Origin of the sequence: Arthrobacter sp. B2I5, from assembly GCF_030816735.1 — a bacterium.
Classification (GTDB): Bacteria; Actinomycetota; Actinomycetes; order Actinomycetales; family Micrococcaceae; genus Arthrobacter.
The window spans coordinates 425,938-445,525 of record NZ_JAUSYF010000001.1; the positions used below are offsets into that span (position 1 = coordinate 425,938).

The 19,588-nt window shown below is 66.3% G+C and carries 22 protein-coding genes; 12 read left to right on the top strand and 10 right to left on the bottom strand.

Annotated elements, in window-relative coordinates:
• Window positions 1-47: 47 nt before the first annotated feature.
• The 6 genes from QFZ60_RS01990 to QFZ60_RS02015 form a co-directional block, all read right to left on the bottom strand.
• On the bottom strand, window positions 48-836 hold the full coding sequence (locus QFZ60_RS01990; RefSeq protein WP_307087679.1) for a polyphosphate polymerase domain-containing protein: 789 nt from the start codon (window positions 834-836) through the stop codon (window positions 48-50).
• On the bottom strand, window positions 833-1,480 hold the full coding sequence (locus QFZ60_RS01995; RefSeq protein ID WP_307087681.1) for a DUF4956 domain-containing protein: 648 nt from the start codon (window positions 1,478-1,480) through the stop codon (window positions 833-835). The genes QFZ60_RS01990 and QFZ60_RS01995 overlap by 4 nt, the downstream gene beginning before the upstream one ends.
• A gap of 76 nt (window positions 1,481-1,556) precedes the next feature.
• Window positions 1,557-2,645, bottom strand: coding sequence for a bifunctional glycosyltransferase family 2/GtrA family protein (locus QFZ60_RS02000; protein ID WP_307087683.1), 1,089 nt, complete (start codon window positions 2,643-2,645; stop codon window positions 1,557-1,559).
• 8 nt (window positions 2,646-2,653) lie between these two features.
• On the bottom strand, window positions 2,654-3,628 hold the full coding sequence (locus tag QFZ60_RS02005) for a phosphodiester glycosidase family protein (RefSeq protein WP_307087685.1): 975 nt from the start codon (window positions 3,626-3,628) through the stop codon (window positions 2,654-2,656).
• Between the two features lie 22 nt (window positions 3,629-3,650).
• Entirely contained in the window at window positions 3,651-4,064 is a 414-nt protein-coding gene (locus tag QFZ60_RS02010) for a response regulator transcription factor (protein WP_142117720.1), read from the bottom strand.
• 76 nt (window positions 4,065-4,140) lie between these two features.
• Window positions 4,141-4,884, bottom strand: a complete 744-nt coding sequence (locus QFZ60_RS02015; RefSeq protein ID WP_142122508.1) for a GAF and ANTAR domain-containing protein — start codon at window positions 4,882-4,884, stop codon at window positions 4,141-4,143.
• A gap of 294 nt (window positions 4,885-5,178) precedes the next feature.
• Here QFZ60_RS02015 and QFZ60_RS02020 point away from each other — a divergent pair, with 294 nt between their 5' ends.
• From QFZ60_RS02020 to QFZ60_RS02035, 4 genes are all read left to right on the top strand, one after another.
• Window positions 5,179-5,772 (top strand): adenylate kinase, encoded by a 594-nt coding sequence (locus tag QFZ60_RS02020; RefSeq protein ID WP_307087689.1) that lies wholly within the window; start codon window positions 5,179-5,181, stop codon window positions 5,770-5,772.
• Window positions 5,773-5,817: 45 nt separating this feature from the next.
• On the top strand, window positions 5,818-6,696 hold the full coding sequence (locus QFZ60_RS02025; protein WP_307087691.1) for an NAD(P)-dependent oxidoreductase: 879 nt from the start codon (window positions 5,818-5,820) through the stop codon (window positions 6,694-6,696).
• A gap of 61 nt (window positions 6,697-6,757) precedes the next feature.
• Window positions 6,758-8,641: a S8 family serine peptidase gene (locus tag QFZ60_RS02030; RefSeq protein ID WP_307087693.1), complete on the top strand. Its 1,884-nt coding sequence runs from the start codon at window positions 6,758-6,760 to the stop codon at window positions 8,639-8,641.
• Window positions 8,642-8,737: 96 nt separating this feature from the next.
• The gene (locus QFZ60_RS02035) at window positions 8,738-9,535 is read left to right on the top strand and encodes a phosphatase PAP2 family protein (RefSeq protein WP_307087696.1); all 798 of its coding nucleotides are present in this window, start codon (window positions 8,738-8,740) and stop codon (window positions 9,533-9,535) included.
• 21 nt (window positions 9,536-9,556) lie between these two features.
• Here the strand turns inward: QFZ60_RS02035 and QFZ60_RS02040 are convergent, their stop codons facing one another.
• The gene (locus QFZ60_RS02040) at window positions 9,557-9,874 is read right to left on the bottom strand and encodes a MerR family transcriptional regulator (protein ID WP_142117716.1); all 318 of its coding nucleotides are present in this window, start codon (window positions 9,872-9,874) and stop codon (window positions 9,557-9,559) included.
• Between the two features lie 141 nt (window positions 9,875-10,015).
• Here QFZ60_RS02040 and QFZ60_RS02045 point away from each other — a divergent pair, with 141 nt between their 5' ends.
• The 4 genes from QFZ60_RS02045 (at window position 10,016) to QFZ60_RS02060 (ending at window position 12,960) form a co-directional block, all read left to right on the top strand.
• Entirely contained in the window at window positions 10,016-10,441 is a 426-nt protein-coding gene (locus QFZ60_RS02045) for an Hsp20/alpha crystallin family protein (protein WP_307093175.1), read from the top strand.
• A 66-nt stretch (window positions 10,442-10,507) separates the two neighbouring features.
• A complete protein-coding gene (locus QFZ60_RS02050) occupies window positions 10,508-10,885 on the top strand; it encodes a J domain-containing protein (RefSeq protein WP_307087699.1) in 378 nt (125 codons plus the stop codon).
• Between the two features lie 40 nt (window positions 10,886-10,925).
• Window positions 10,926-11,303, top strand: a complete 378-nt coding sequence (locus QFZ60_RS02055; protein WP_307087701.1) for a hypothetical protein — start codon at window positions 10,926-10,928, stop codon at window positions 11,301-11,303.
• Between the two features lie 94 nt (window positions 11,304-11,397).
• Entirely contained in the window at window positions 11,398-12,960 is a 1,563-nt protein-coding gene (locus QFZ60_RS02060) for a glycoside hydrolase family 1 protein (protein WP_307093176.1), read from the top strand.
• A 28-nt stretch (window positions 12,961-12,988) separates the two neighbouring features.
• Here QFZ60_RS02060 and QFZ60_RS02065 read toward each other — a convergent pair whose 3' ends face one another.
• Together QFZ60_RS02065 and QFZ60_RS02070 are read right to left on the bottom strand one after the other, a co-directional pair.
• Window positions 12,989-14,101, bottom strand: coding sequence for an App1 family protein (locus QFZ60_RS02065; RefSeq protein WP_373427655.1), 1,113 nt, complete (start codon window positions 14,099-14,101; stop codon window positions 12,989-12,991).
• Between the two features lie 32 nt (window positions 14,102-14,133).
• A complete protein-coding gene (locus QFZ60_RS02070; RefSeq protein WP_307087705.1) occupies window positions 14,134-14,868 on the bottom strand; it encodes a DUF72 domain-containing protein in 735 nt (244 codons plus the stop codon).
• 44 nt (window positions 14,869-14,912) lie between these two features.
• Here QFZ60_RS02070 and QFZ60_RS02075 point away from each other — a divergent pair, with 44 nt between their 5' ends.
• The 3 genes from QFZ60_RS02075 (at window position 14,913) to QFZ60_RS02085 (ending at window position 17,857) form a co-directional block, all read left to right on the top strand.
• Window positions 14,913-16,739: a glycoside hydrolase family 15 protein gene (locus tag QFZ60_RS02075; protein ID WP_307093177.1), complete on the top strand. Its 1,827-nt coding sequence runs from the start codon at window positions 14,913-14,915 to the stop codon at window positions 16,737-16,739.
• Window positions 16,740-16,853: 114 nt separating this feature from the next.
• Window positions 16,854-17,144 (top strand): hypothetical protein, encoded by a 291-nt coding sequence (locus tag QFZ60_RS02080; RefSeq protein ID WP_142117710.1) that lies wholly within the window; start codon window positions 16,854-16,856, stop codon window positions 17,142-17,144.
• Complete coding sequence (locus QFZ60_RS02085) at window positions 17,144-17,857, top strand: HAD family hydrolase (RefSeq protein ID WP_307087709.1); 714 nt, start codon at window positions 17,144-17,146, stop codon at window positions 17,855-17,857. Before QFZ60_RS02080 ends, QFZ60_RS02085 begins: the two co-directional genes overlap by 1 nt.
• 19 nt (window positions 17,858-17,876) lie before the next feature.
• On the opposite strand, the gene QFZ60_RS02090 is transcribed toward QFZ60_RS02085, so the two are convergent.
• A complete protein-coding gene (locus QFZ60_RS02090) occupies window positions 17,877-18,125 on the bottom strand; it encodes a hypothetical protein (protein WP_307087710.1) in 249 nt (82 codons plus the stop codon).
• Between the two features lie 192 nt (window positions 18,126-18,317).
• Between QFZ60_RS02090 and QFZ60_RS02095 the strand changes: the two genes are divergently transcribed.
• Window positions 18,318-19,499: a zinc-dependent alcohol dehydrogenase gene (locus QFZ60_RS02095; protein ID WP_307087711.1), complete on the top strand. Its 1,182-nt coding sequence runs from the start codon at window positions 18,318-18,320 to the stop codon at window positions 19,497-19,499.
• The last annotated feature ends 89 nt before the right edge of the window (window positions 19,500-19,588 follow it).

The following is a 19,588-nucleotide window of genomic DNA, read 5'->3' on the forward strand; positions in this document are numbered from 1 at the left end:
TGTCCTTTGACGTGTGGGGGAAGGCAGGAGGCAGTCGGTGTGGGTGGTCAGGCGGGTGGAACGGGGCGCAGCGCCAGGTGGCGCAGGGTCCGGTTCCAGCGGTTGGCGGGAAGCCCGGGACGCAGCGCCGCCATCCCGGTGGCGAATTTCGAGATCCGGGAGGGCCTGACGCCGGCGGCCCAGAGGTGCCGGTCCAGGGGCCCGGCCGTGGAGCCCGACTTCGTTTCCAGGATGACGGCGCCGTGCAGGACCCAGGGCTGGTGCTCCGGACGCTGCCAGGTCACGTCAGTGTCGATGGTGGCGCGGCTGCCCGACTCCGGCAGGTACAGCGTGGTCCGGTCGTAGCGGGTTACCAGCACGGGTTCCAGGGGCAGTGCGGGTACTTTAATCCCGGCTGCGCTGAGGGTTTCCCGGATGTAGGCCAGGCCCTCGGGGGTCAGACGGGTCCGGTCGCCAAGGCTGTACGGGATGCGTTCCTTGACCGTTGCCTCACGCGATCCCTCGGTTTTCACCTCAAGGAAGCTCAAAGCGCTGTCCACATAGGTCCTGGTGCGGACCTTGTAGCGGCGGCGCCGGCCGTGTGCAGCCAGCAGGTAACTGTCAAGCGCGGCGGTATCGAAGTAGACGGAGTCGTAGGCGAAGCTGCGGGAGCCGGCCATGTCCAGGACGCGCATTCCGGTGCGGACGGTCGCAAGCAGCCGGCCGGCCACCTCGAGCGGAACCACATACTTCCGGTCAACCCGCGTCTGCAGTGCCGCCTGGGCGTTGAGTTCCTCAAGGCTGACGGACGGCAGGAAATCGAGGTGGCCGACGGCGGTGTCCACCAGGGTGCTCATGCGGCACCTGCCTGGACGGGTGCTTGGACGGCTTCTTGGATGGGTGCCTGGGCAGGGGAGGGGCCGGCGTAGGCACGGCGGGGCATGGCAGGGACTGCGGCCGGGATGTAGGCGAACCGGACATCCACGATGGTCTTGTCGTTCACCAGGTCCAGCTCTGAGATGGTGGCCGAGTGGACCTTCCCGTGGAGGACCTCTTCCAGCCGGGCGCGGAGTTCGCCGTCTTCGGAAATGGCGCGGTCCAGGATGACTGTCTGGTGCCGGTAGGCCGGCAGCACCCGCGGATGGTCGCCGATGAACATCACCAGCAGGATCAGCCCCATCAGGGATCCGGTCAGCCACAGCGGTTCGATTCCCAGTCCGGCGATGAGGCCCAGGGCCAGGGCGGAGAAGTAGTAGGCAACCTCGTGCTGGGCCAGTTCCGTGGAGCGCAGCCGGATGATGGACAGGACCCCAAAGAGCCCCAGTCCAAGGCCAAGGCCTGCTGCGGAACCGGAAAGGGCCGTGGCCACGGCCAGGACGCCCACGTTCATGCCCAGGTAGGACACCACCAGGTCACGGCGGCGGTGCCTGCGCAGGTACAGGGCAAAGGTGAGGATGCTGATGGCTGCGAGGTCCGCGGTGATGAAAAGAAGCTGGTTCATGTGAAGTTCTCCGGGTGGTAACGGCGGGCTGGTATAGACATTGCCCGGCCAAACTGTGCCGGGGCTGTGCCGGGCCCTAGGCGGAAATATGAGTCCGGGACCGGGAACTGCCGGGCGCTCCCGTGGCGGTCCGGCGGGTAAAAAGGAAGCGCTGCTGCACGGCGAAGCTGACGGCAAGGAGCGCGGCCTCGGCCAGGACTTTCGCCGGAAGGGCCGGCACCCTGGCGGCTTCAAGGGCCCAGACAAGCCCGAAGTTGGCGGCCAGCAGCACGGCCACCAGGCTGAAGTAGCGGACGCCCGCCTTACCGGCCGAACTGTCCCTGCCGTGCTCAAACACCAGCCGCCGGTTGACCAGGAAGTTCACCGCGGAGCTCACGGCCCTGGCGCCGACCACCGCCAGCAGCAGGGAATCGATGGCCACGGTGAGCAGGACAAACACCACGGTGTCCACCAGAAAGGCTGTGAAGGAGGAGGCGAGGAACTTCAGGAGCGGCGCATAGATCCTGGCCGAGTCCGCGAACGGCCGGAAATGCGAGCCGGAGTTGTGGTCCAGGTAGACCGTGGCGATGGTGAGGGATTCGATGGAATAGCCGTTGTTCTGTGCCTCGAGCAACAGGTTCAACTCGTACTCGTAGCGGTCACCCTGGACTGAGCGGAGCCAGGGAAGCATTGCGGCGGGGTAGCCCCGGAGGCCCGTCTGGGTATCCGGAATGCGCTCGCCGGTGGCCAGGGCAAAGAGCAGACCGGTGGCGGTGTTGCCCAGGCGGCTCCTGGCCGGGACGTTCCCGGTGAAGCTCCTGGCGCCCAGCACCATGGTGGAGTGTCCCCATTCCACGTCCCGGTTGGCCAGCAGCCGGTCCGCCACCCGCAGGATGTCCGCCACGGTGTGCTGCCCGTCGCTGTCCGAGCACACCACGTCCCGGCCGGGCAGGTTGTCCACGATGAAGCCGAATCCCGCCCTGAGGGCAAAGCCCTTTCCCCGGTTGCGGGCGTAGCCGATGACGTGGCACCCAAGTGTCCTGACGTCGTCGAACACGTCCCGGAAGGCGGGCCCGCTGCCGTCATCCACCACCACGATTGGTACGTCCGGCCTGGTGCCGCGGATGGAACGGACCAGGGCGGGAAGCTGCCGGTCCGGCTCGAAGGCCGGGATCAGGATGACCATGGCTGTTCCTACTGCCCGATGTAGAGGATGTCGGAGGTGCCGCGTTCCTTGTTCTGGCCCAGCGGATTGTTCACCAGGGACCCGTTGAAGTACATGGTGGAGGAGCCGCCGCCGTCGATGTTGTACGCGGTGGTGGCGCCCAGGCCCTGCATGATTTCGGCCAGGCCGGTCATGGTGACTCCTGCGCTGTAGCCGGGGCTCCGCCCGTCCACCACCACGAACACCAGGTGGTTCTGGTCGATGATGCCCACGGCGCTGCGGGGCTGTTCGCCCTGGATGGAATGGTTGCCGAAGTTGGTGTCCACCTCCACGTCCTCGATCCCGGCCGCCACCTGGCCGTTATCCAGCAGGGACGGGCCGAAGGAGAGGGTGTTCCACACACCGTCGGCCACCAGTTGGGCTGCGGTGGTGGTGGTCTCGTCGTAGACCTTCACGGTCCCGTCCCGGTAGAAAGCCAGCCCCTGGCGCGCCCCGGCATCCCGGAACACCACGCCGTTGCGGATGACGATCCCGGTATCGCGGAAGCCGTAGTAATCGCCGTTGATGGCGAACACGGCATTGTTGTCTGCTGCCATGGCGGACGTGTTTTCGGTGATGTTTTCGCCGAAGCTGTTGTTGGCGAACGCGGACTGCAGCGCCGTGGCGTCGGACAGGACGACGTCGGCAACGTAGTAGGTGACGGTGCTGTCGCCGCTGCCGGTGGTCACCTTGGAGATCGAGATGTTGGAAGAATCGGAGACGTAGGTGGTGTCGGTGGTGACCGCGCCGCCGGTGCCGCTGGAGGCGGCGGAGGTGTCCGCCGTCGTGCCTGCCTGGCCGGCCTGGTAGGCGGAGACGTCGGAGATCTCGACGTGCGGGACAACGTACCGGTCAACTGCCCAGGCGGCTGCCCCTCCGGCGGACAGCGTGAAGGCTACCGCTCCTGCCGTGACGGCCCGGCGGACGCGTCCGGGTTTTCGTGCTGATCGCTGCTGAGGTGTCATGCCTCATTTCTAGGAGGCGAACTTAGCAGCAGGATTTGCCCGTTATGTGCGGCTCCTGTGAAACCGGCGGCGTCGACGCCGCGAGCTGTCCTGCGAGCTCCCTGAGCTCCCGCGGCCGGAAAGGCTTGGTGAGGTAGCCGGCAGCCCCCGATGCCATGCCCGCCAGAACGTCGTCACCCTCCGAACGGGCCGTCAGGAACAGCAGGGGCGCGCTGCTGACCTCCCGGATGGCGCGGGCCACCACGTGCCCGTCCATGTCCGGCAGGCCAAGGTCAAGGGTCACCAGTGCAATGGCGGGATCGGCCGCGGCGGCGATGGCCCCAGCCCCCGTGCCCACGGTCCTGACCTCAAAACCCGCCTGTGACAGGACCACTTCGATCAGTCCGCTGATATCGTCGTCATCTTCCACGACAAGGCAAACACGCTGCTGTTCCATCAAGCCCCCCGGCGAAAAGTTGGCACCAGTCTACCGGCGGAAAAGCCGCCTGCGGACGGCCGCACCAGTTGTAAAGCTAACCGTCGTAATGCGTCCGTGCCGGTCCCTGTCCCAAGGCGTTGACCACGGCGGCTGCCACGTCATGCAGCTTGGTGTTGCGGGTGCTGGAAGCGGTCTTCAGGATGTCGAAAGCGTCCTGCTGGCTGCACCGGTTCTGGGCCATGATGATGCCCACAGCCATGTCGATAACCGTGCGGGACTCAAGTGTGGCCCGGAGGTTCGCGGCCGTTTCGCTGTAATGGGCAAACCGCACCGCGAGGCGGAGCGCCAGCGATGTCTGGCTGACGAAATCCTCGGCGAACTTCAGCACCCGGCCTTCGAACCGGTGAGCGCGGCGGGAGTACAACAGCAGGGACGCCTTGGTTTCCCCTTCAAGCCGGAACGGAACCGCTGCCACGGAGCGGACCCCTTGGGCAATGGCGGCCGTGGAGTAGTCCGGCCAACGGCCGTCGGCGGTGAGGTCCGGGGCGTGGACAATCTCCTGGACGGTGGAAGCCGTCAGGCCCGGGGTGTCGCTGAAGCTGTGTTCAAGCCGTCCAATCGACTTCGCCTCCTGGCTGCTGCTTGCCACCGTGGCGGCTTTGCGCTGCCGGAGAAGGGCGATGGCGCACAGCATTTCGTCGCCGGGCTCGGAGAGATTGCGTGCGGAGACTTGTGCCAGTTCATTAAGGAAGTCCTCAACGTCGGAGCTGTTGAGGACTAGTTCATGCAGGTGCTCGGTAATCGATGTATCAGTTTTTGCTGTTGACTCGCTGGCCACGGTTTTCTGGTGCCATTCGTTCAGGTCAAAACGAGCCGGCAACACGCGAACCCCCGCAACTGGGTGGGGGCCGGTGATGGTCGCTGGATCGACGAACTTTCCAACGGCCTGCTGCTAAACCGATAACCAGAAGTATATACATTCCCGGGCCGCCCACAGCGTCATATTCGCCGCCCTGGAACGGGATGAAGGCTGGCGCGGGGCCAGGCAGTACCGGCACAATGAAGCAGGCGCCGGTACTGCTGCGGGCTGGCCCTGGGACCAACGGCTGCCCGGCGGCGGAGGGACAGGAACATGACCAGGCTGCTCATTATCGGCCCGCCCGGGTCCGGCAAGGGAACGCAGGCCGAACACCTGGCGCGGCATTTCCGGGTCCCGGCCGTTTCCACGGGGGACATTTTCCGCAGCAACGTCACCCGGCAGACCGAACTGGGGAACCAGGCCGCCAAGTACCTGGACGACGGCCATTTCGTCCCGGACCACCTCACCAACGCGCTGGTCAGGGACCGCCTCCTCGAGCGCGACGCGGTGCAGGGGTTCCTGCTGGACGGCTATCCGCGGACAGCGCAACAGGCCACGGAACTCGACCGCATGCTTGCGGCACAGCGGCATGGGCTGGATGCCGTCATTGAGCTCCAGGCGCCTGACGCGGAACTGGAACAGCGCATGCAACGCCGCGCCCTGGAGCAGGGGCGCACGGATGACACCATCGACGTCTTCAGGCGCCGGCTGGACCTCTACCACCGGCAGACGCATGAAGTAGTCTCGGTGTACGCGGGCCGGGGCATTCTTGTGTCCGTCAACGGCAGCGGGGACGCGGGCGGGATTACCGCCCTGGCGATCGCCGCCGTCGAACAGTTCCTTGCCGCCCCGCGGCCCCGGTCCTGACCGAAACACCGCACGGTGAACGCACTCGAGCAAAAGGAAACAGTGATGAGAATTGCCGTTACAGGCGGAAGCGGAAAACTGGGGCGGCATGTGGTGCGCCGGCTGGTCGATGACGGCCACCAGGTCCTCACGCTGGACCGGGCGGGTGCCCGGAGTCCGGAGCTGCTGGTGGTGGACCTGCGCAACTACGGCGAGGTAGTGGACGCCTTGCTGGGCGTGGATGACCGGCACAACGGGTTCGACGCCGTGGTGCACCTTGGTGCCATTCCCGCCCCGGGCATCCTTCCGGACGCAGCCACCTTCGAGAACAACATGCTCTCCACCTACAACGTTTTCCAGGCTGCACGGCGCGCCGGCATCAAGAAGGTGGTGTATGCCTCCAGCGAGACCGTGCTGGGCCTGCCGTTCGACATCGACCCGCCCTACATCCCGGTGGATGAGGAATACCCGCCGCGGCCGGAAAGCACTTACTCGCTGGTGAAGCGCCTCGAGGAGCAGATGGCCGTGGAGATGACGCGGTGGGACCCGGAACTGAGCATCACGGGCCTGCGGTTCTCCAACGTCATGGACGAGGCGGACTACGCCAGATTCCCCTCCTTCGATGCCGACGCCACCCTGCGGAAATGGAACCTGTGGGGCTACATCGACGGCCGGGACGGCGCGCAGGCAGTAGTGCGCGCGCTGGAGAACGCCAAGCCGGGGTTCGAAGCCTTCATCATCGCCAACGCGGACACTGTCATGAGCCGGTCAAGCGCCGGCCTGGCCGCAGAGGTCTTTCCCGGAGTCAAGGTCACCAAGGAACTGGGTGAACACGAAACGATGCTCTCCATCGACAAGGCGCGGCGCCTGCTCGGTTTCGAGCCCGAGCACAGCTGGCGGAACCACGTGGCAGCCGCCTCCGCTACCGGGGAAAACCAGGAATAGTCACCGGTCCGCAGGAACCGCCAAGGGTTGGCGAAGGATCATCCAAGGAGCCGGAAGCCGTGTGCTTCCGGCTCCTATCCTTTTGGTACAGCCACCCCTTTCCCGCCACCTGAAGGACCCCAAAATCCGTACCCGTTTCCTCGCGCTGCCTGCCCTCACGGCGCTGCTCTCCGCCGTCGCCCTTTCCATGGCGTCCCTGCCGGCAGCTGCTGCCCCCGCCCCTGTTGCCGGTGCCGGCCGTTACATCGTCCAGTACGCCGCCACCGCCGACGTCGCAGCAGAGGTTGCCGGACTGCGCGGCCAGGGCCTTGCCGTCGGCCGCACCTTCGAGCACGCCATCCGCGGCGCTGTCATCACCGCCACCCCCACCCAGGCGGCGGCACTGGCCAAATCCGGAAAGGTCTTGTCCGTGGAGGCCGACGCCCCCATCAAACTTTCCGGGACCGAGCAGCCCGCCCCCTGGGGCCTGGACCGCACGGACCAACGTGCCCTTCCACTCTCCGGTTCCTACTCCTGGGCAGCTGCCGGCGCCGGTGTGACCGCCTACGTGGTGGACACTGGGATCCTGGCATCGCACACCGACTTCGGGGGCCGGGTGACGGCAGGCTGGACCGCCGTGGCGGACGGCAACGGGACCACTGACTGCAACGGCCACGGAACCCACGTGGCCGGAACCGTGGCCGGCACCGCGTACGGCGTGGCCAAGGGCGCCACCCTGGTACCGGTCAGGGTGCTCGATTGCGCTGGCTCCGGCTACAACTCGGATGTGGTGGCAGGCCTGGACTGGATCGCCGCGAACCATGCCGCCGGCACGCCCGCCGTGGCCAACCTCAGCCTGGGCGGGGCAGCCAGCAGCACGGTGGACGCCGCCGTCCAGGCGGTCCTGAACGACGGCGTCACCACCGTGGTTGCCGCCGGAAACTCCGCCGTGGACGCCTGCACCGCGTCACCCGCCCGCGTCCCGGGGGCCATCACCGTCGCAGCCAGCGACTCGGCCGACCGGCAGGCTTCCTTCTCCAACTTCGGGTCCTGCGTGGACCTCTATGCTCCCGGCGTGGGCATCACCTCCGCCTACTACACGTCCACCACCGCCACGGCATCCATGTCCGGGACCTCCATGGCCGCGCCGCACACCGCCGGAGCAGCCGCCGTAATGCTGTCGCAGAACCCCGCCCTGACTCCGGCTGACGTTGCTGCAGCCCTGGTGTCCAATGCCACTCCCGGAGTGATCGCCGGGGCTTCCACGGGGACTCCCAACCGCCTGCTGTACACCGGTGCAGCGGCGCCTGCCCCTGCCCCTGCCCCTGCGCCCACTGTGACGTCCATTTCGCCAGCCGCCAAGGCCACGGCGGTCACTTCCGGTGCGAACGTAGCAGCCACCTTCAGCGCCGCCGTACAGGGTGTGTCCGCCGGGACCTTCATGCTCAGGAACGCTGGCGGCAGCACCATCGCGGCCACTGTCACCTACAACGCCACCACCATGACCGCCACCCTTGATCCGGCGGCAAACCTTGCCCCGGACGCAAGCTACACGGCCACCCTGACCGGCGGAACCTCGGCCATCCGTGATGCCGCAGGCACCCCGCTGGCCTCCACCAGCTGGACGTTCACCACCGGCCCGGCGCCCACCGTCACCAGCTACTCGCCGGGCAGCAACGCCCTCCTGGTCCGCAGGAGCAGCAACATCAGCGCCACCTTCAGCGAGGCAGTCCAGGGCGTGGGCACCACCACGTTCACCCTGAAAAACTCCGTAACCGGCGCCGTGGTGGCGGCATCGGCCTACCGCAACGGCACCACCAACCAGTGGATCCTGGACCCGCAGGAGCCCCTGGCTGCCAAGACCCGGTACACCGTGACCCTTGCCGGGGGGACTGCCGGTATCCGGGACCTGGCCGCAAACCCGCTCGCGGGCCGGAGCTGGCAGTTCACCACCGGCTCGTTTTGACGGCGTGATGGAGTGAACGGCCGAAGGCCGGGATAATCTTCACCCTAGGCATTCATCACGGCACGCATCTTCCGCGGCGTAGGGACGGGCAGCACATTGGCGCAGAAATCAGCAGGTTCCGCAGTCTCTGACCGAAGGGCGGGCAGGTGGCATGCCTTCCACGAGAAGTTCGTGGTGGAGGAACGCTACCTGGACCCTGCCGACCGGCGCGCTCTTTACCGGACGTCCATCATCCTGGCCGTCGTGGGGGTGGCACTCTTCATCGCCACGCTGATCAGCGTGGTGCAGGCCGACGGCCTTTCCGCTGCCGATGTTCCCGTGCATGACTGGCTCCTCACGACGCGTTCAGGCGCCGTTACTGCCATCATGATCTTCCTGGCGGTGTTCTTCGGCCCCATTGCACTGCCCATCATCGTGCTGGTGGTGATCCTTGTCTGGGGATTCGCGGCGAAGCACGCCTGGCGCCCCATCCTGCTCGCGTCCGCCATGCTGACCGGCGTGATCATTTCGCAGATCATCCTCCACATCGTCCAGCGCTCCCGGCCGCCGGTGGACCAGATGCTGTTCGGTGCGGACCAGACGTTCTCGTTCCCGTCCGGGCACGTCCTGGGAGCCTGCGACTTCCTGCTGGTGGGGACCTACCTCATCTTCTCCCGGCGCCGGAACCCGCGGGCAGCAGTGTTTGGATTCATCGGGGCCGGAATCGGAATCGTCCTCGCTGTGGTCAGCCGGCTGTACCTCGGCTATCACTGGACCACGGATGCGCTTGCGTCGTTCTCGCTGTCGCTGCTGATCCTCGGCGGCGTCATCGCGCTGGACACCTGGCGGACCGCCAGGATTCCGGGGGAGCCGATCACCGGGGAGCTGTCAAGGGCCGAGTCGCCGCACGAGTAAACTCCTGCAGGGATACTGCCTTCACTGTGGCCGCGACCTGGCCCGCTGGAGCGCCCTGTGCAGCTTCACGTTGGCCGCCTCCAGCTCCAGGACCTTGGCAACGCCTGCCAGGTTCAACCCCTCCTGCAGGAGCTCGCCGATCCGCAACAGCACGGCAATATCGTCATCGCTGTACTGCCGGGTGCCGCCCGCTGTCCGTGCCGGCGTCAGCAGCCCCTTGGTTTCGTAAAGCCTGATGTTCTGCTGCCCGGTTCCCGTCAGCTCCGCTGCCACCGAGATGGCGTACAGGGCCCGCGGGCCGGGGGAGCGGCCAGCTCGTCCCGCAACAGGATCTGCCATTGTCTCTCCCAAAAATCGCGCCGCCGGAATCTTGCTTCAGTTTCGCACGGGTGCTATAAAAAATCTATATTCACCACCATAGATTAAACAGGTGGTGGGTAGCCACAGATCCAACACCTGGAAGCTAAGGAGTGGGAAATGATGTTGATGCGCACGGACCCGTTCCGTGAGCTGGACCGGCTCACGCAGCAGGTCTTTGGCACCGCCGCCCGCCCGGCCGCCATGCCCATGGACGCCTGGCAGGAAGACGGGGAATTCGTTGTGGCGTTCGACCTTCCCGGTGTGAAGGTGGACTCCCTTGACCTGAACGTTGAACGCAATGTCCTGACAGTGCGGGCGGAGCGCCAGGACCCCACGCAGCCCAACGTGGAGCTGGTGGCTTCTGAGCGTCCCCGTGGCGTGTTCAGCCGCCAGCTGATCCTCGGTGACACCCTGGACAGCGAGAAGATCAAGGCCAGCTACGACCAGGGCGTCCTGACCCTGCGGATCCCGGTTGCCGAACAGGCCAAGCCGCGCAGGATCGAGATCCAGACGCAACAGGGCGAAAAGCACCAGATCAAGAGCTAGGACCATGCTTTCGTGCCGGGCGCCCCTGCCCTTCGGCAGGGGCGCCGGGCGAAACAGGAGGCAGGGATGACTGAAGTTCCCGACTACTACACCATCCTGGGCGTAGGCAGGGATGCCGGCCGGCAGGAAATCTCCCGCGCGTACCGGGCTCTCATGCGCAGCCACCATCCGGACCTGGACGGCGGGCGGGCCTACGGGGTCACGGAAACGATGGGGGACACGCCTGCGACGACGGGCCACTCCGGGCAGGGGGACGAACTTCTCCGGATCATGCAGGCATTCAACGTGCTGCGTGACCCGGTTCGCCGCGCCGACTATGACAGGACGCTGGCGGCAGCGGCGCCCACCATTATTCCGGTCCGGAAAGTCCGCAGGAGTGGCGGCCCGTCCGGACCAGCCATCCGCGTCACCCCGGTGCGGTGGGAAAGCGGGCCCTGGTCCTGAACAGGGGCAGGGCCATTCAGCCAAGGAGGCGGAAGACTGCATGAGCGACTGGCGGCGCTACGATTCACACCTTATTCCTGCATTTTTTGAGCGCTTTGAGCAGCGGTGGGGGGAGGGAACGGCGCCCTTCCTGGACCCGGAAGCGCACGAACAGCCGCTGCCGCGCGCGCAGTGGATCAACCCCGCCACCGGTGCTGCGCTGGCGGTGGTCCCGGTCTGGACCGCCGACGAGACGCAGCAGCGCTCCTTCGGCGTGTTCTACCTCCCGCCGGCCGGGGACATCTGGGTCCTGCGGCCCGGCTTCACCGGGTACCTTGAGCCGTCCGACGGCGATACGGAACATCTGGTGACCCTGCGCAACGATGCCTTCCGCAAGGCAGTGGTGCACGCCAAGGAGTTCCTTTTCGGTACCCAGTAGACGCCGGCCGGGGCGGAGTCGCTGCTCGTCAGCGGACCCCTGCTGTGCCATCCTGAGACGTACCCTGACTCCCGTGACACAAAGGCTGGACCCAATGCACATCTCCGCCAAGGACCTCGCAGCGCTCATCCCTCCGGGGTTCACGCTTGGCGTCGCAACTGCAGCATTCCAGATTGAAGGGGCGCTGGACGAGGACGGCCGGGGACCCGCGGGCTGGGACAGGTTCGCCGCCAGCCCCGGTGCCATCGTGGAGGACCACAGTCCCGTGGTGGCCACGGACCACTACCACCGGATGCCCCAGGACGTGGCGCTCCTGAAGCAGCTTGGCGTTGACTCGTACCGGTTCTCCTTCTCCTGGCCGCGGATCCAGCCGGGCGGCACCGGCCCGGCCAACCGCGCAGGCCTGGCGTTCTACGACCGGCTCCTGGACGAGCTCCTGGCCAACGGCATCTCGCCCATGGCCACCATCTACCACTGGGACACGCCCCTGGAGCTGGATGAAGCGGGCGGCTGGATGAACCGGGATACGGGCTACCGCCTGGGGGACTATGCCGCGCTCGTGGCGGAGGCTTTCGGTGACAGGGTGGCACGCTGGGTGACCATTAACGAGCCGGCCACCGTCAGCGCCAATGGCTACGCATTCGGCCTGCACTCACCGGGGAAGGAGCTGGCCCTCGGCGCCTTCCCCACCGTCCACCACCAGCTGCTGGGGCATGGGCTCGCCGTCCAGGCCCTGCGCGCGGCAAAAGTGCCGGGCGAGATCGGCATGACCAACGTGTACTCGCCCATGGTGCCGAACTCGATCAACCCGTTGGACAGGATCAGTGCCGGGCTCATGGACCTGGGCCAGAACCGGCTCTACGCCGATCCCGTCCTGACGGGCAAGTACCCGGACCTCATCCGCGCGGCCAAGTTCTTCAGCTCCTTCGAGCACCCTGAAGAGGACATGGCGGTCATCTCCCAGCCCCTGGATTTCTACGGGCTCAACTACTACATGCCCACCAAGGTTGCAGCGGGCCCCGGCGGCGGTACGGTGCCGTCAAGCATGGCGGAGGCCATGGGCAGCGACCTCAGCGCAACGGGCAGCGGCGCAACGCCGTTCCACGTCGAAACCTGGCCGGAAGCGGACATCACCGCCTACGGCTGGCCGGTCAAGCCGGAGTACATGGCAGTGGCCCTGAAGGAGATGGCGGAGCGGTACCCCAACCTGCCTCCCGTGATCATTACCGAGGGCGGGGCGAGCTTCGAGGACATCATCGTCCGGGACAAGTCCACCAACACCCGGTTCATCCCGGACGAGCGCCGGCTGAAGTACATTTCCGACCACCTGGAAACCGCCCTGCGCGCCACGGCGCCCGGCGGCGTGGCCGAATCCATGGACCTGCGGGGCTACTACGTGTGGTCCTTCCTGGACAACTTCGAATGGTCCGCCGGCTACAACCAGCCGTTCGGGCTCCTGCACGTGGACTTCGAAACGCTTGAGCGCACGCCCAAGGCCTCCTATTTCTGGTTCCAGGAACTTATCGAGGAACGCGACCTGGCTGCTGCGGCCGGGGCGGCGATCGCGCAGGCAGTGGTTCCGGATCTCCTGGAAAGCGATCTACTGGAAGGTGAATTGCCCGACGACGGCGCACCCTTGGGTGCCGGCGCCAAGTAACGGACAGCGCAGTAGTCGTGAGGGCTGGTCAGCCCTTGAGCAGGTCCAGCATGGCGAGCTGCTTTGCGATGCCCGCGCCATCGGGCGAGTAGATCCACGGCACCCGGGAGGTGGTGTGGTCACCGTCCTCGGAGTGGCCGCCGGCGAACACGGACTCGCTGACGGACAGCTGGCGGATGGCGATGGCAGCAACCTTGTCCGGGTTTTCGGTGGCAAAGGCCGAGTAGATGGCCTCGTCATGCTGCCCGTTGTCACCGATCAGGAGCCACCGCATATCCGGGAATTCCTGGGCAAGCCGCTCCAGGTTGCGGTGCTTGTGGTCCTGGCCGCTGCGGAACCAGCGGTCCTGCGTCAGTCCCCAGTCGGTCAGCAGCAGCGCGCCCTTGGGGTACATGTTGCGGGTCAGGAACCGTGCCAGGGTCGGGGCGGCATTCCAGGGGCCGGTGGACAGGTAGATGACCGGGGCTTCCGGGTGCTCGATGGTCAGCCGGTCCAGCAGCACGGCCATTCCCGGCGTGGCCATGCGCGCCCGTTCGCTGAGCACAAAGGTGTTCCACAAGGCCAGGAAGGGCCGGGGGAGGGCTGTGACCATGACGGTATCGTCGATGTCGGAGACGATGCCGAACTCCACGCCCGGGGCGATCACCTGGATCAGCGCTTCCGCCGGGTCGGTTCCCTCAGCGCGCAGCACCGCGGTGTGCCAGCCGGGGGACAGCTGCACGTCCACCTCGGTGTCGATCAGTCCGCCCCGGTCCGCCGTGACGTGGGTGACCACATCGCCGATGGTGATTTCGACGTCGGAAAACTGCAAGGGCACCCCCGTGAATGCCCGCCACCCGCGGACGTTCTGGTTGCCGTTCCTGGCCGCGTGCTCGGCTTTGCTTCCGGGCAGTGGCTTCTGCGTCAGCAGTACCCTGCCCAGTACGCGCACCCGCGTGGTGGAGCCGTAGCCCTGGTAGGCGATGGTCTGCGGCACGAAGTTCCAACGCTTGGCGAGCTGGATCCGGACGTCGTTGACTGCGTCCGACAATCGGTGTGCCAGCCGGAAGAACTGGCTTCCGGAAAGGGCGGTGTGGCCCTTCGTGTTCCGCACGGCTGGGCGTGCCGTGTCCTGGGCTGGGTTCTGCGGGGCCGTGTCCATGCCACCACTCTGCCACAGGGCAGCGTCAGGCATCAGCCGTTGTTGCCAAGGATCGTGCGTAGGGTCCGGGCGTTCCGCACGGCGTTCCCGCCGCCGTCGTTGTTGAAGTACGCGTAGACGTCGATGCCCGTGGCGTCCCACTCACGGATCCGGTCGGCCCACCAGTGGAGGTCGGCGTCGGCGTAGGAGCCCCCGTACAGGTGCTCCTGGTCGGGTCCGTGCAGCCGGACATACGCGAAGGGGGCGGTGGTCCGCAGGATGCACGGCAGGTTGGCGCCGCTCATGATGCAGTAGGCGGCCTGGTGCCGCTCCAGGAGGGCAAACACCTCAGGGCAGTCCCAGGTGGGGTGCCTGAACTCCACAGCTACCCGGATCCACGGGGGAACGGCAGCGAGGAAGTAGTCCAGCCGGGCGTCGTCCCGCTCCAGTTGGGGCGGCAGCTGGACCAGGAGCACTGCACGCTTGTCCCCGAGTTCGTGCCAGCAGCGGGCGATGCGCTCCACCCAGACTTCCGGTGAATACAGCTTGCGCGCGTGGGTGAGTCCCCGCGGAGCTTTCACTGACATGCTGAACCCCGGCGGCAGCCGCCTGTTCCAGCCGGCGAAGGTGGTGTCCCTGGGCCACCGGTAAAAGCTGGCGTTCAGTTCCACCGTGCTGAATTCGGCGACATAGCACTGGAGCCGGTCCCGGACGGGCAGCCCGGGCGGGTACAGGACGTTCTCCCAGTGGTCGTAGCTCCAGCCGGAGGTGCCGATGTGGATTGCCATCTGCCTCAGGCTACACCTGGGCATCCCCTTCCCTTCGGAGCTCTCTGTGGCAGGGTAATGTCATGGCGCGAATCGAAGATTATGCGGTAGTTGGCGACCTTCAAACCGGAGCACTGGTCAGCAAGGAAGGCTCGATCGACTGGCTTTGCCTGCCGCGGTTCGATTCCCCTGCCTGCTTCAATTCCCTGCTGGACACGCCGGACTCCGGGCGCTGGCTCCTGGCGCCCGAAAGCGGCGGTGCGTGCACGCGCCGGAGCTACCGCGACGGCAGCCTGATCCTGGACACCGAATGGGAGACGCCGGACGGAACCGTTCGCGTCACCGATTTCATGCCGCCGCGCGATTCCGTGGCCGACATCGTCCGGATTGTGGAAGGGATCAGCGGCAGCGTCAAAATGCACGGCGAGCTGGTCATGAGGTTCGACTACGGGCACATCGTCCCATGGGTGCGCAAGGACAAGCGCGGGCTGCACGCGATCGCCGGCCCCGATGCCGTCTACCTGGTCACTCCGGCGCCGCTGCATGGCGAGAACATGCACACGGTCAGCGACTTCACCATCAACGCGGGCGAGAAAGTGCCGTTCGTGCTGACCTGGGCGCCCAGCCATGTGGGACGCCCGGTATCCGTGGAAGCGGAAGCAGTCCTTGACAGCACCTTTGCGTTCTGGCGGGGCTGGTCCTCGCAATGCACTGTCAAAGGGAAGTACCAGGAGGCCGTGGTCCGCTCCCTGATAACGCTCAAGGCGCTGACCTATGGCCCCACCGGGGGCATCGTGGCCGCAATCACAACGTCACTGCCGGAGCAGCCGGGGGGCCAGCGCAACTGGGACTACCGCTACTGCTGGCTGCGGGATGCCACCATGACCCTGCAGGCGCTGTTGGCTGCCGGCTACACCGCGGAAGCCGCCGCCTGGCGGGACTGGCTGCTCCGGGCTGTGGCCGGTGATCCCGCGGACCTGCAGATCATGTACGGGATCCACGGCGAACGGCGGCTGCCGGAGATGGAATTGACGTGGTTGAAGGGGTACGAGAACTCGGTACCGGTGCGGATCGGGAACGCAGCGGCCGAGCAGTTCCAGCTGGACGTGTGGGGTGAGGTCCTTGACTGCCTGGCGCTGACGCGGAACTCGCTGCTGAAGCACACGGATGAGGCCTGGGACGTGCAGGTTGCGCTGATGGAACACCTCGAAACCATCTGGGACCAGCCGGACAACGGGCTGTGGGAAATGCGGGGACCGCGCCGTCATTTCACGCACTCCAAGGTCATGGCATGGGTCGCCGCCGACCGGATGGTGAAGGGCGTGCGCGAGTCCGGCCTGCCGGGCCCCGTTGAGCGCTGGGAGTCGCTGCGGGACCAGATCCGCCGGGACATCATGGCCAACGGCTTCGACGCCGGGCGCAACACGTTTGTCCAGTCCTACGGCCGTCCCGAGCTGGACGCCAGCCTGCTGCTGATCCCCAGGGTGGGTTTCCTGCCGCCCGATGATCCCAAGGTGGTGGGGACCATCGAGGCAATCCAGCGGGAGCTGACCCAGGACGGCTTTGTGCTGCGGTACCGGCCGGAGCAGAGCGACGACGGCCTGCCGGGCGACGAGGGCGTGTTCCTGGCCTGCTCGTTCTGGCTGGTGGAGGCGCTGTTGGGTGCGGGCCGCCCCGAGGAATCCCGCGAACTCTTTGAGCGGCTGCTGGACCTGCGCAACGATGTGGGGCTGTTGAGCGAGGAATGGGCAGTGAAAGCGAAGCGGCAGCTGGGCAATACCCCGCAGGCCTTCAGCCATTTTGCCCTTGTGACTAGCGCCCTGGAGCTGCATCAGGATACGGTTCGGCGCAGTGACACCCCCATTCCGCCGGAAGGGGCGGATTCGCGCTGAGGCGGCGCGGACCGGGGCTGTAACTTCTCCTTCGCAGGATAGATAAGTATACTTACTAACACCTCATGGAGTGCTCCCAAGCACAGCGCCGTGATTGATGGAGGAGTGATAGTTATGGCCGGATATTTTGAACTCGTTGACGCCCCTGATGGTGGATACCGGATCAGGATGATGGACGGAAGCGGGAACCTGATGGCCATTTCGGTGACCTTCCCCACCAAGAGGGCCGCTGTGGCAGGCGTTGCCATGGCCCGGGAAATCGCCGGCACGGGCCTCATTCGGGACAAGAGCCTGGACGGGGCTGGATCCGTGATCCGCGACCGCGTCCGCACCGTCAACTCTCCCAAGGAGGAGGCGGCCCGGCGGAAGAAGGCGCCGGACGTGCGACGGGCAGCGGTGGGCTGATGCCGGCTACCACGACACCCCCTGGCGGCACGCGCCGGGGGGTCCTCTTTGACGTAGACGGGACGCTGATCGACTCGTCCTATATCCACACCATCGCCTGGTGGGGCGCGTTCCGCCAGTACGGCCACGACTTGCCCATGGCGGCCATCCACCAGCTCGTCGGCATGGGTGGTGCCCGGCTGGTGGACAACCTCCTCCCGGCGGACCGGGACCGTGACGAGGATGGGGACATCATGGCCAGCCATGGCGCCCTGTATGCCTCACACTGGCCCTCGCTCCGCGCCTTTGACGGGGCCAAGGATCTGTTGGGCCAGTGCCATTCCGGCGGCCTGGCCGTGGCGCTGGCATCCTCGGCGCGGGAACGGGACCTGCAGGTGATGCGATCCGTGCTGGACGCCGACTCCTTCATCGATGCCGCCACCAGCGCGAACGATGCGAAGGAAAGCAAGCCTGCGCCGGACATCCTGGAAGCGGCCCTGGCTGCGGCGGGCGTTGACGCGGCAGATGCCGTCTATGTCGGCGACGCGGTGTGGGACATGAAGGCGGCAGCGGCGCTGGGAATCCCGTCCATCGGTGTTACCTGCGGGGGAATCCAGGCAAGCCAGCTGCGCGAGGCCGGCGCAGTGGAGGTCTATGACGGGCCGCGCCACCTGCTGGAAAACCTCGGCTCCAGCGCCATTGGCCGGCTGCTCGCCCTCCAGCCGAACCCCTGACAGCCCCGGCGTCCGGCATTCAGAGCGGCTGGCCGCCGGGCACTGATTCCTCGTTGCCAGCGACGGCAGGCTTGACCCATGACACCACCACCTTCACCGAGCCGTCGTCGTTCCGCTCGATGTCCGTGGTCACCTCTGATGCGGGTGCACCCATTTCCGCAATCCGCGTGCGGTAGCTGTTGACCAATTCCACCAAGCTGTCCTCCGTCCATTCACCCGGACGCATGCGCGTGGAGATTTCGACCGGTTCCGGCTGGTACAGCGACATGGCGTTCCTCTTTCACGTGGTCTTCTTCCCTGCCCTTCCTACGCTATGAGCAGTCGACGGCGGCCACAAGGTTTTCATCAGCATGCTTACTTTTTTCGCGTAAAACCGATAGCGTCGAAGAAAGGGTGCCTGCGGGCGTCCTGGCCGCCCTCCGGAGAGACCCCGGGGGCAAGACAGAGCGAAAGGGAGACTGTGAAAGCACTGACGTGGCAGGGAAAACGGTCGGTAAGCGTGGAGGAAGTACCCGATCCCGTGATCCAGGAACCGACGGATGCAATCATCCGGATCACCTCCACCGCCATCTGCGGCTCCGACCTCCACCTCTATGAGGTCCTGGGGCCGTATATGCACAAGGGCGATGTCATCGGCCATGAACCGATGGGCACTGTGGAGGAAGTGGGAAGCGGCGTCACCAACCTCCGCAAGGGTGACCGCGTGGTGATCCCGTTCAACATCGCCTGCGGTTCCTGCTACATGTGCAGGCAGGGCCTGCAGTCCCAGTGTGAAACCACCCAGGTGCGGGAGAAAGGGTCCGGCGCGGCCCTGTTTGGCTACTCCGAGCTGTACGGGTCCGTTCCCGGCGGCCAGGCTGAATTCCTGCGGGTTCCGCACGCTGACTACGGTGCAGTCAAGGTGGGGTCGGAGCTTCCCGACGAACGCTACCTTTTCCTTTCGGACATCCTGCCCACCGCCTGGCAGGCGGTGGAGTACGCCAACGTGCCGCCCGGCGGAACGCTCGGGGTCTTCGGCCTGGGGCCGGTGGGCCAATTCGCCAGCCGGATCGGTGTGCAGCGGGGATTCCGCGTGGTGGGTGTGGATCCCGTTCCCGAACGGCGGGAGATGGCCGCCCGGCACGGGGTGGAGACCTTCGACTACAGCAAGGACATTGCGGACGAACTGCGGGAGATGACCGACGGAAGGGGACCGGACGCGGTGGTTGACGCCGTCGGAATGGAAGCCCACGGTTCACCGCTGGCCGGCTTCGCCCACCAGGCGCTGGGACTCCTGCCGGACAAGCTCGCCCAGAAAGCGATGGAGACCGGCGGCGTTGACCGGCTGGCCGCGCTCCATACCTCCATCGACGCCGTGCGCCGCGGCGGGACGGTCTCCTTGAGCGGTGTGTACGGCGGAACGGCCAGCCCGCTGCCGCTGCTGACCATGTTCGACAAGCAGCTGCAACTTCGCATGGGCCAGTGCAACGTGCGCAACTGGACGGATACGCTGCTGCCCCTCGTAGAGGACGACGCCGACCCGCTGGGTGTCATGGACCTGGTCACCCACCGCTCCGGCCTGGAGGGCGCCCCGGCCCTGTACGAGAAGTTCCAGAAGAAGCAGGACGGCTGCATCAAGGTGGTCCTCAACCCGGGCGCCTGAGCCATCCAAGTAGCTGACCCATGTAGGTAGCAGTAGGTGTCGTTATGGGGTTCCATAACGACACCTACTGCTACCCAGTTGGGCGGATG

Excerpts from the sequence above, each read along its gene's own strand:
- QFZ60_RS02060 (WP_307093176.1), top strand. The coding sequence starts at position 11,398 with ATGCACATCTCCGCCAAGGACCTCGCAGCGCTCATCCCTCCGGGGTTC.
- QFZ60_RS02065 (WP_373427655.1), bottom strand. The coding sequence starts at position 14,101 with ATGGACACGGCCCCGCAGAACCCAGCCCAGGACACGGCACGCCCAGCC.
- QFZ60_RS02070 (WP_307087705.1), bottom strand. The coding sequence starts at position 14,868 with ATGGCAATCCACATCGGCACCTCCGGCTGGAGCTACGACCACTGGGAG.
- QFZ60_RS02000 (WP_307087683.1), bottom strand. The coding sequence starts at position 2,645 with ATGGTCATCCTGATCCCGGCCTTCGAGCCGGACCGGCAGCTTCCCGCC.
- QFZ60_RS02010 (WP_142117720.1), bottom strand. The coding sequence starts at position 4,064 with ATGGAACAGCAGCGTGTTTGCCTTGTCGTGGAAGATGACGACGATATC.
- QFZ60_RS02085 (WP_307087709.1), top strand. The coding sequence starts at position 17,144 with ATGCCGGCTACCACGACACCCCCTGGCGGCACGCGCCGGGGGGTCCTC.
- QFZ60_RS02025 (WP_307087691.1), top strand. The coding sequence starts at position 5,818 with ATGAGAATTGCCGTTACAGGCGGAAGCGGAAAACTGGGGCGGCATGTG.
- QFZ60_RS02020 (WP_307087689.1), top strand. The coding sequence starts at position 5,179 with ATGACCAGGCTGCTCATTATCGGCCCGCCCGGGTCCGGCAAGGGAACG.
- QFZ60_RS02080 (WP_142117710.1), top strand. The coding sequence starts at position 16,854 with ATGGCCGGATATTTTGAACTCGTTGACGCCCCTGATGGTGGATACCGG.
- QFZ60_RS01990 (WP_307087679.1), bottom strand. The coding sequence starts at position 836 with ATGAGCACCCTGGTGGACACCGCCGTCGGCCACCTCGATTTCCTGCCG.
- QFZ60_RS02055 (WP_307087701.1), top strand. The coding sequence starts at position 10,926 with ATGAGCGACTGGCGGCGCTACGATTCACACCTTATTCCTGCATTTTTT.
- QFZ60_RS02045 (WP_307093175.1), top strand. The coding sequence starts at position 10,016 with ATGTTGATGCGCACGGACCCGTTCCGTGAGCTGGACCGGCTCACGCAG.
- QFZ60_RS02090 (WP_307087710.1), bottom strand. The coding sequence starts at position 18,125 with ATGTCGCTGTACCAGCCGGAACCGGTCGAAATCTCCACGCGCATGCGT.
- QFZ60_RS02005 (WP_307087685.1), bottom strand. The coding sequence starts at position 3,628 with ATGACACCTCAGCAGCGATCAGCACGAAAACCCGGACGCGTCCGCCGG.
- QFZ60_RS02040 (WP_142117716.1), bottom strand. The coding sequence starts at position 9,874 with ATGGCAGATCCTGTTGCGGGACGAGCTGGCCGCTCCCCCGGCCCGCGG.
- QFZ60_RS02050 (WP_307087699.1), top strand. The coding sequence starts at position 10,508 with ATGACTGAAGTTCCCGACTACTACACCATCCTGGGCGTAGGCAGGGAT.
- QFZ60_RS01995 (WP_307087681.1), bottom strand. The coding sequence starts at position 1,480 with ATGAACCAGCTTCTTTTCATCACCGCGGACCTCGCAGCCATCAGCATC.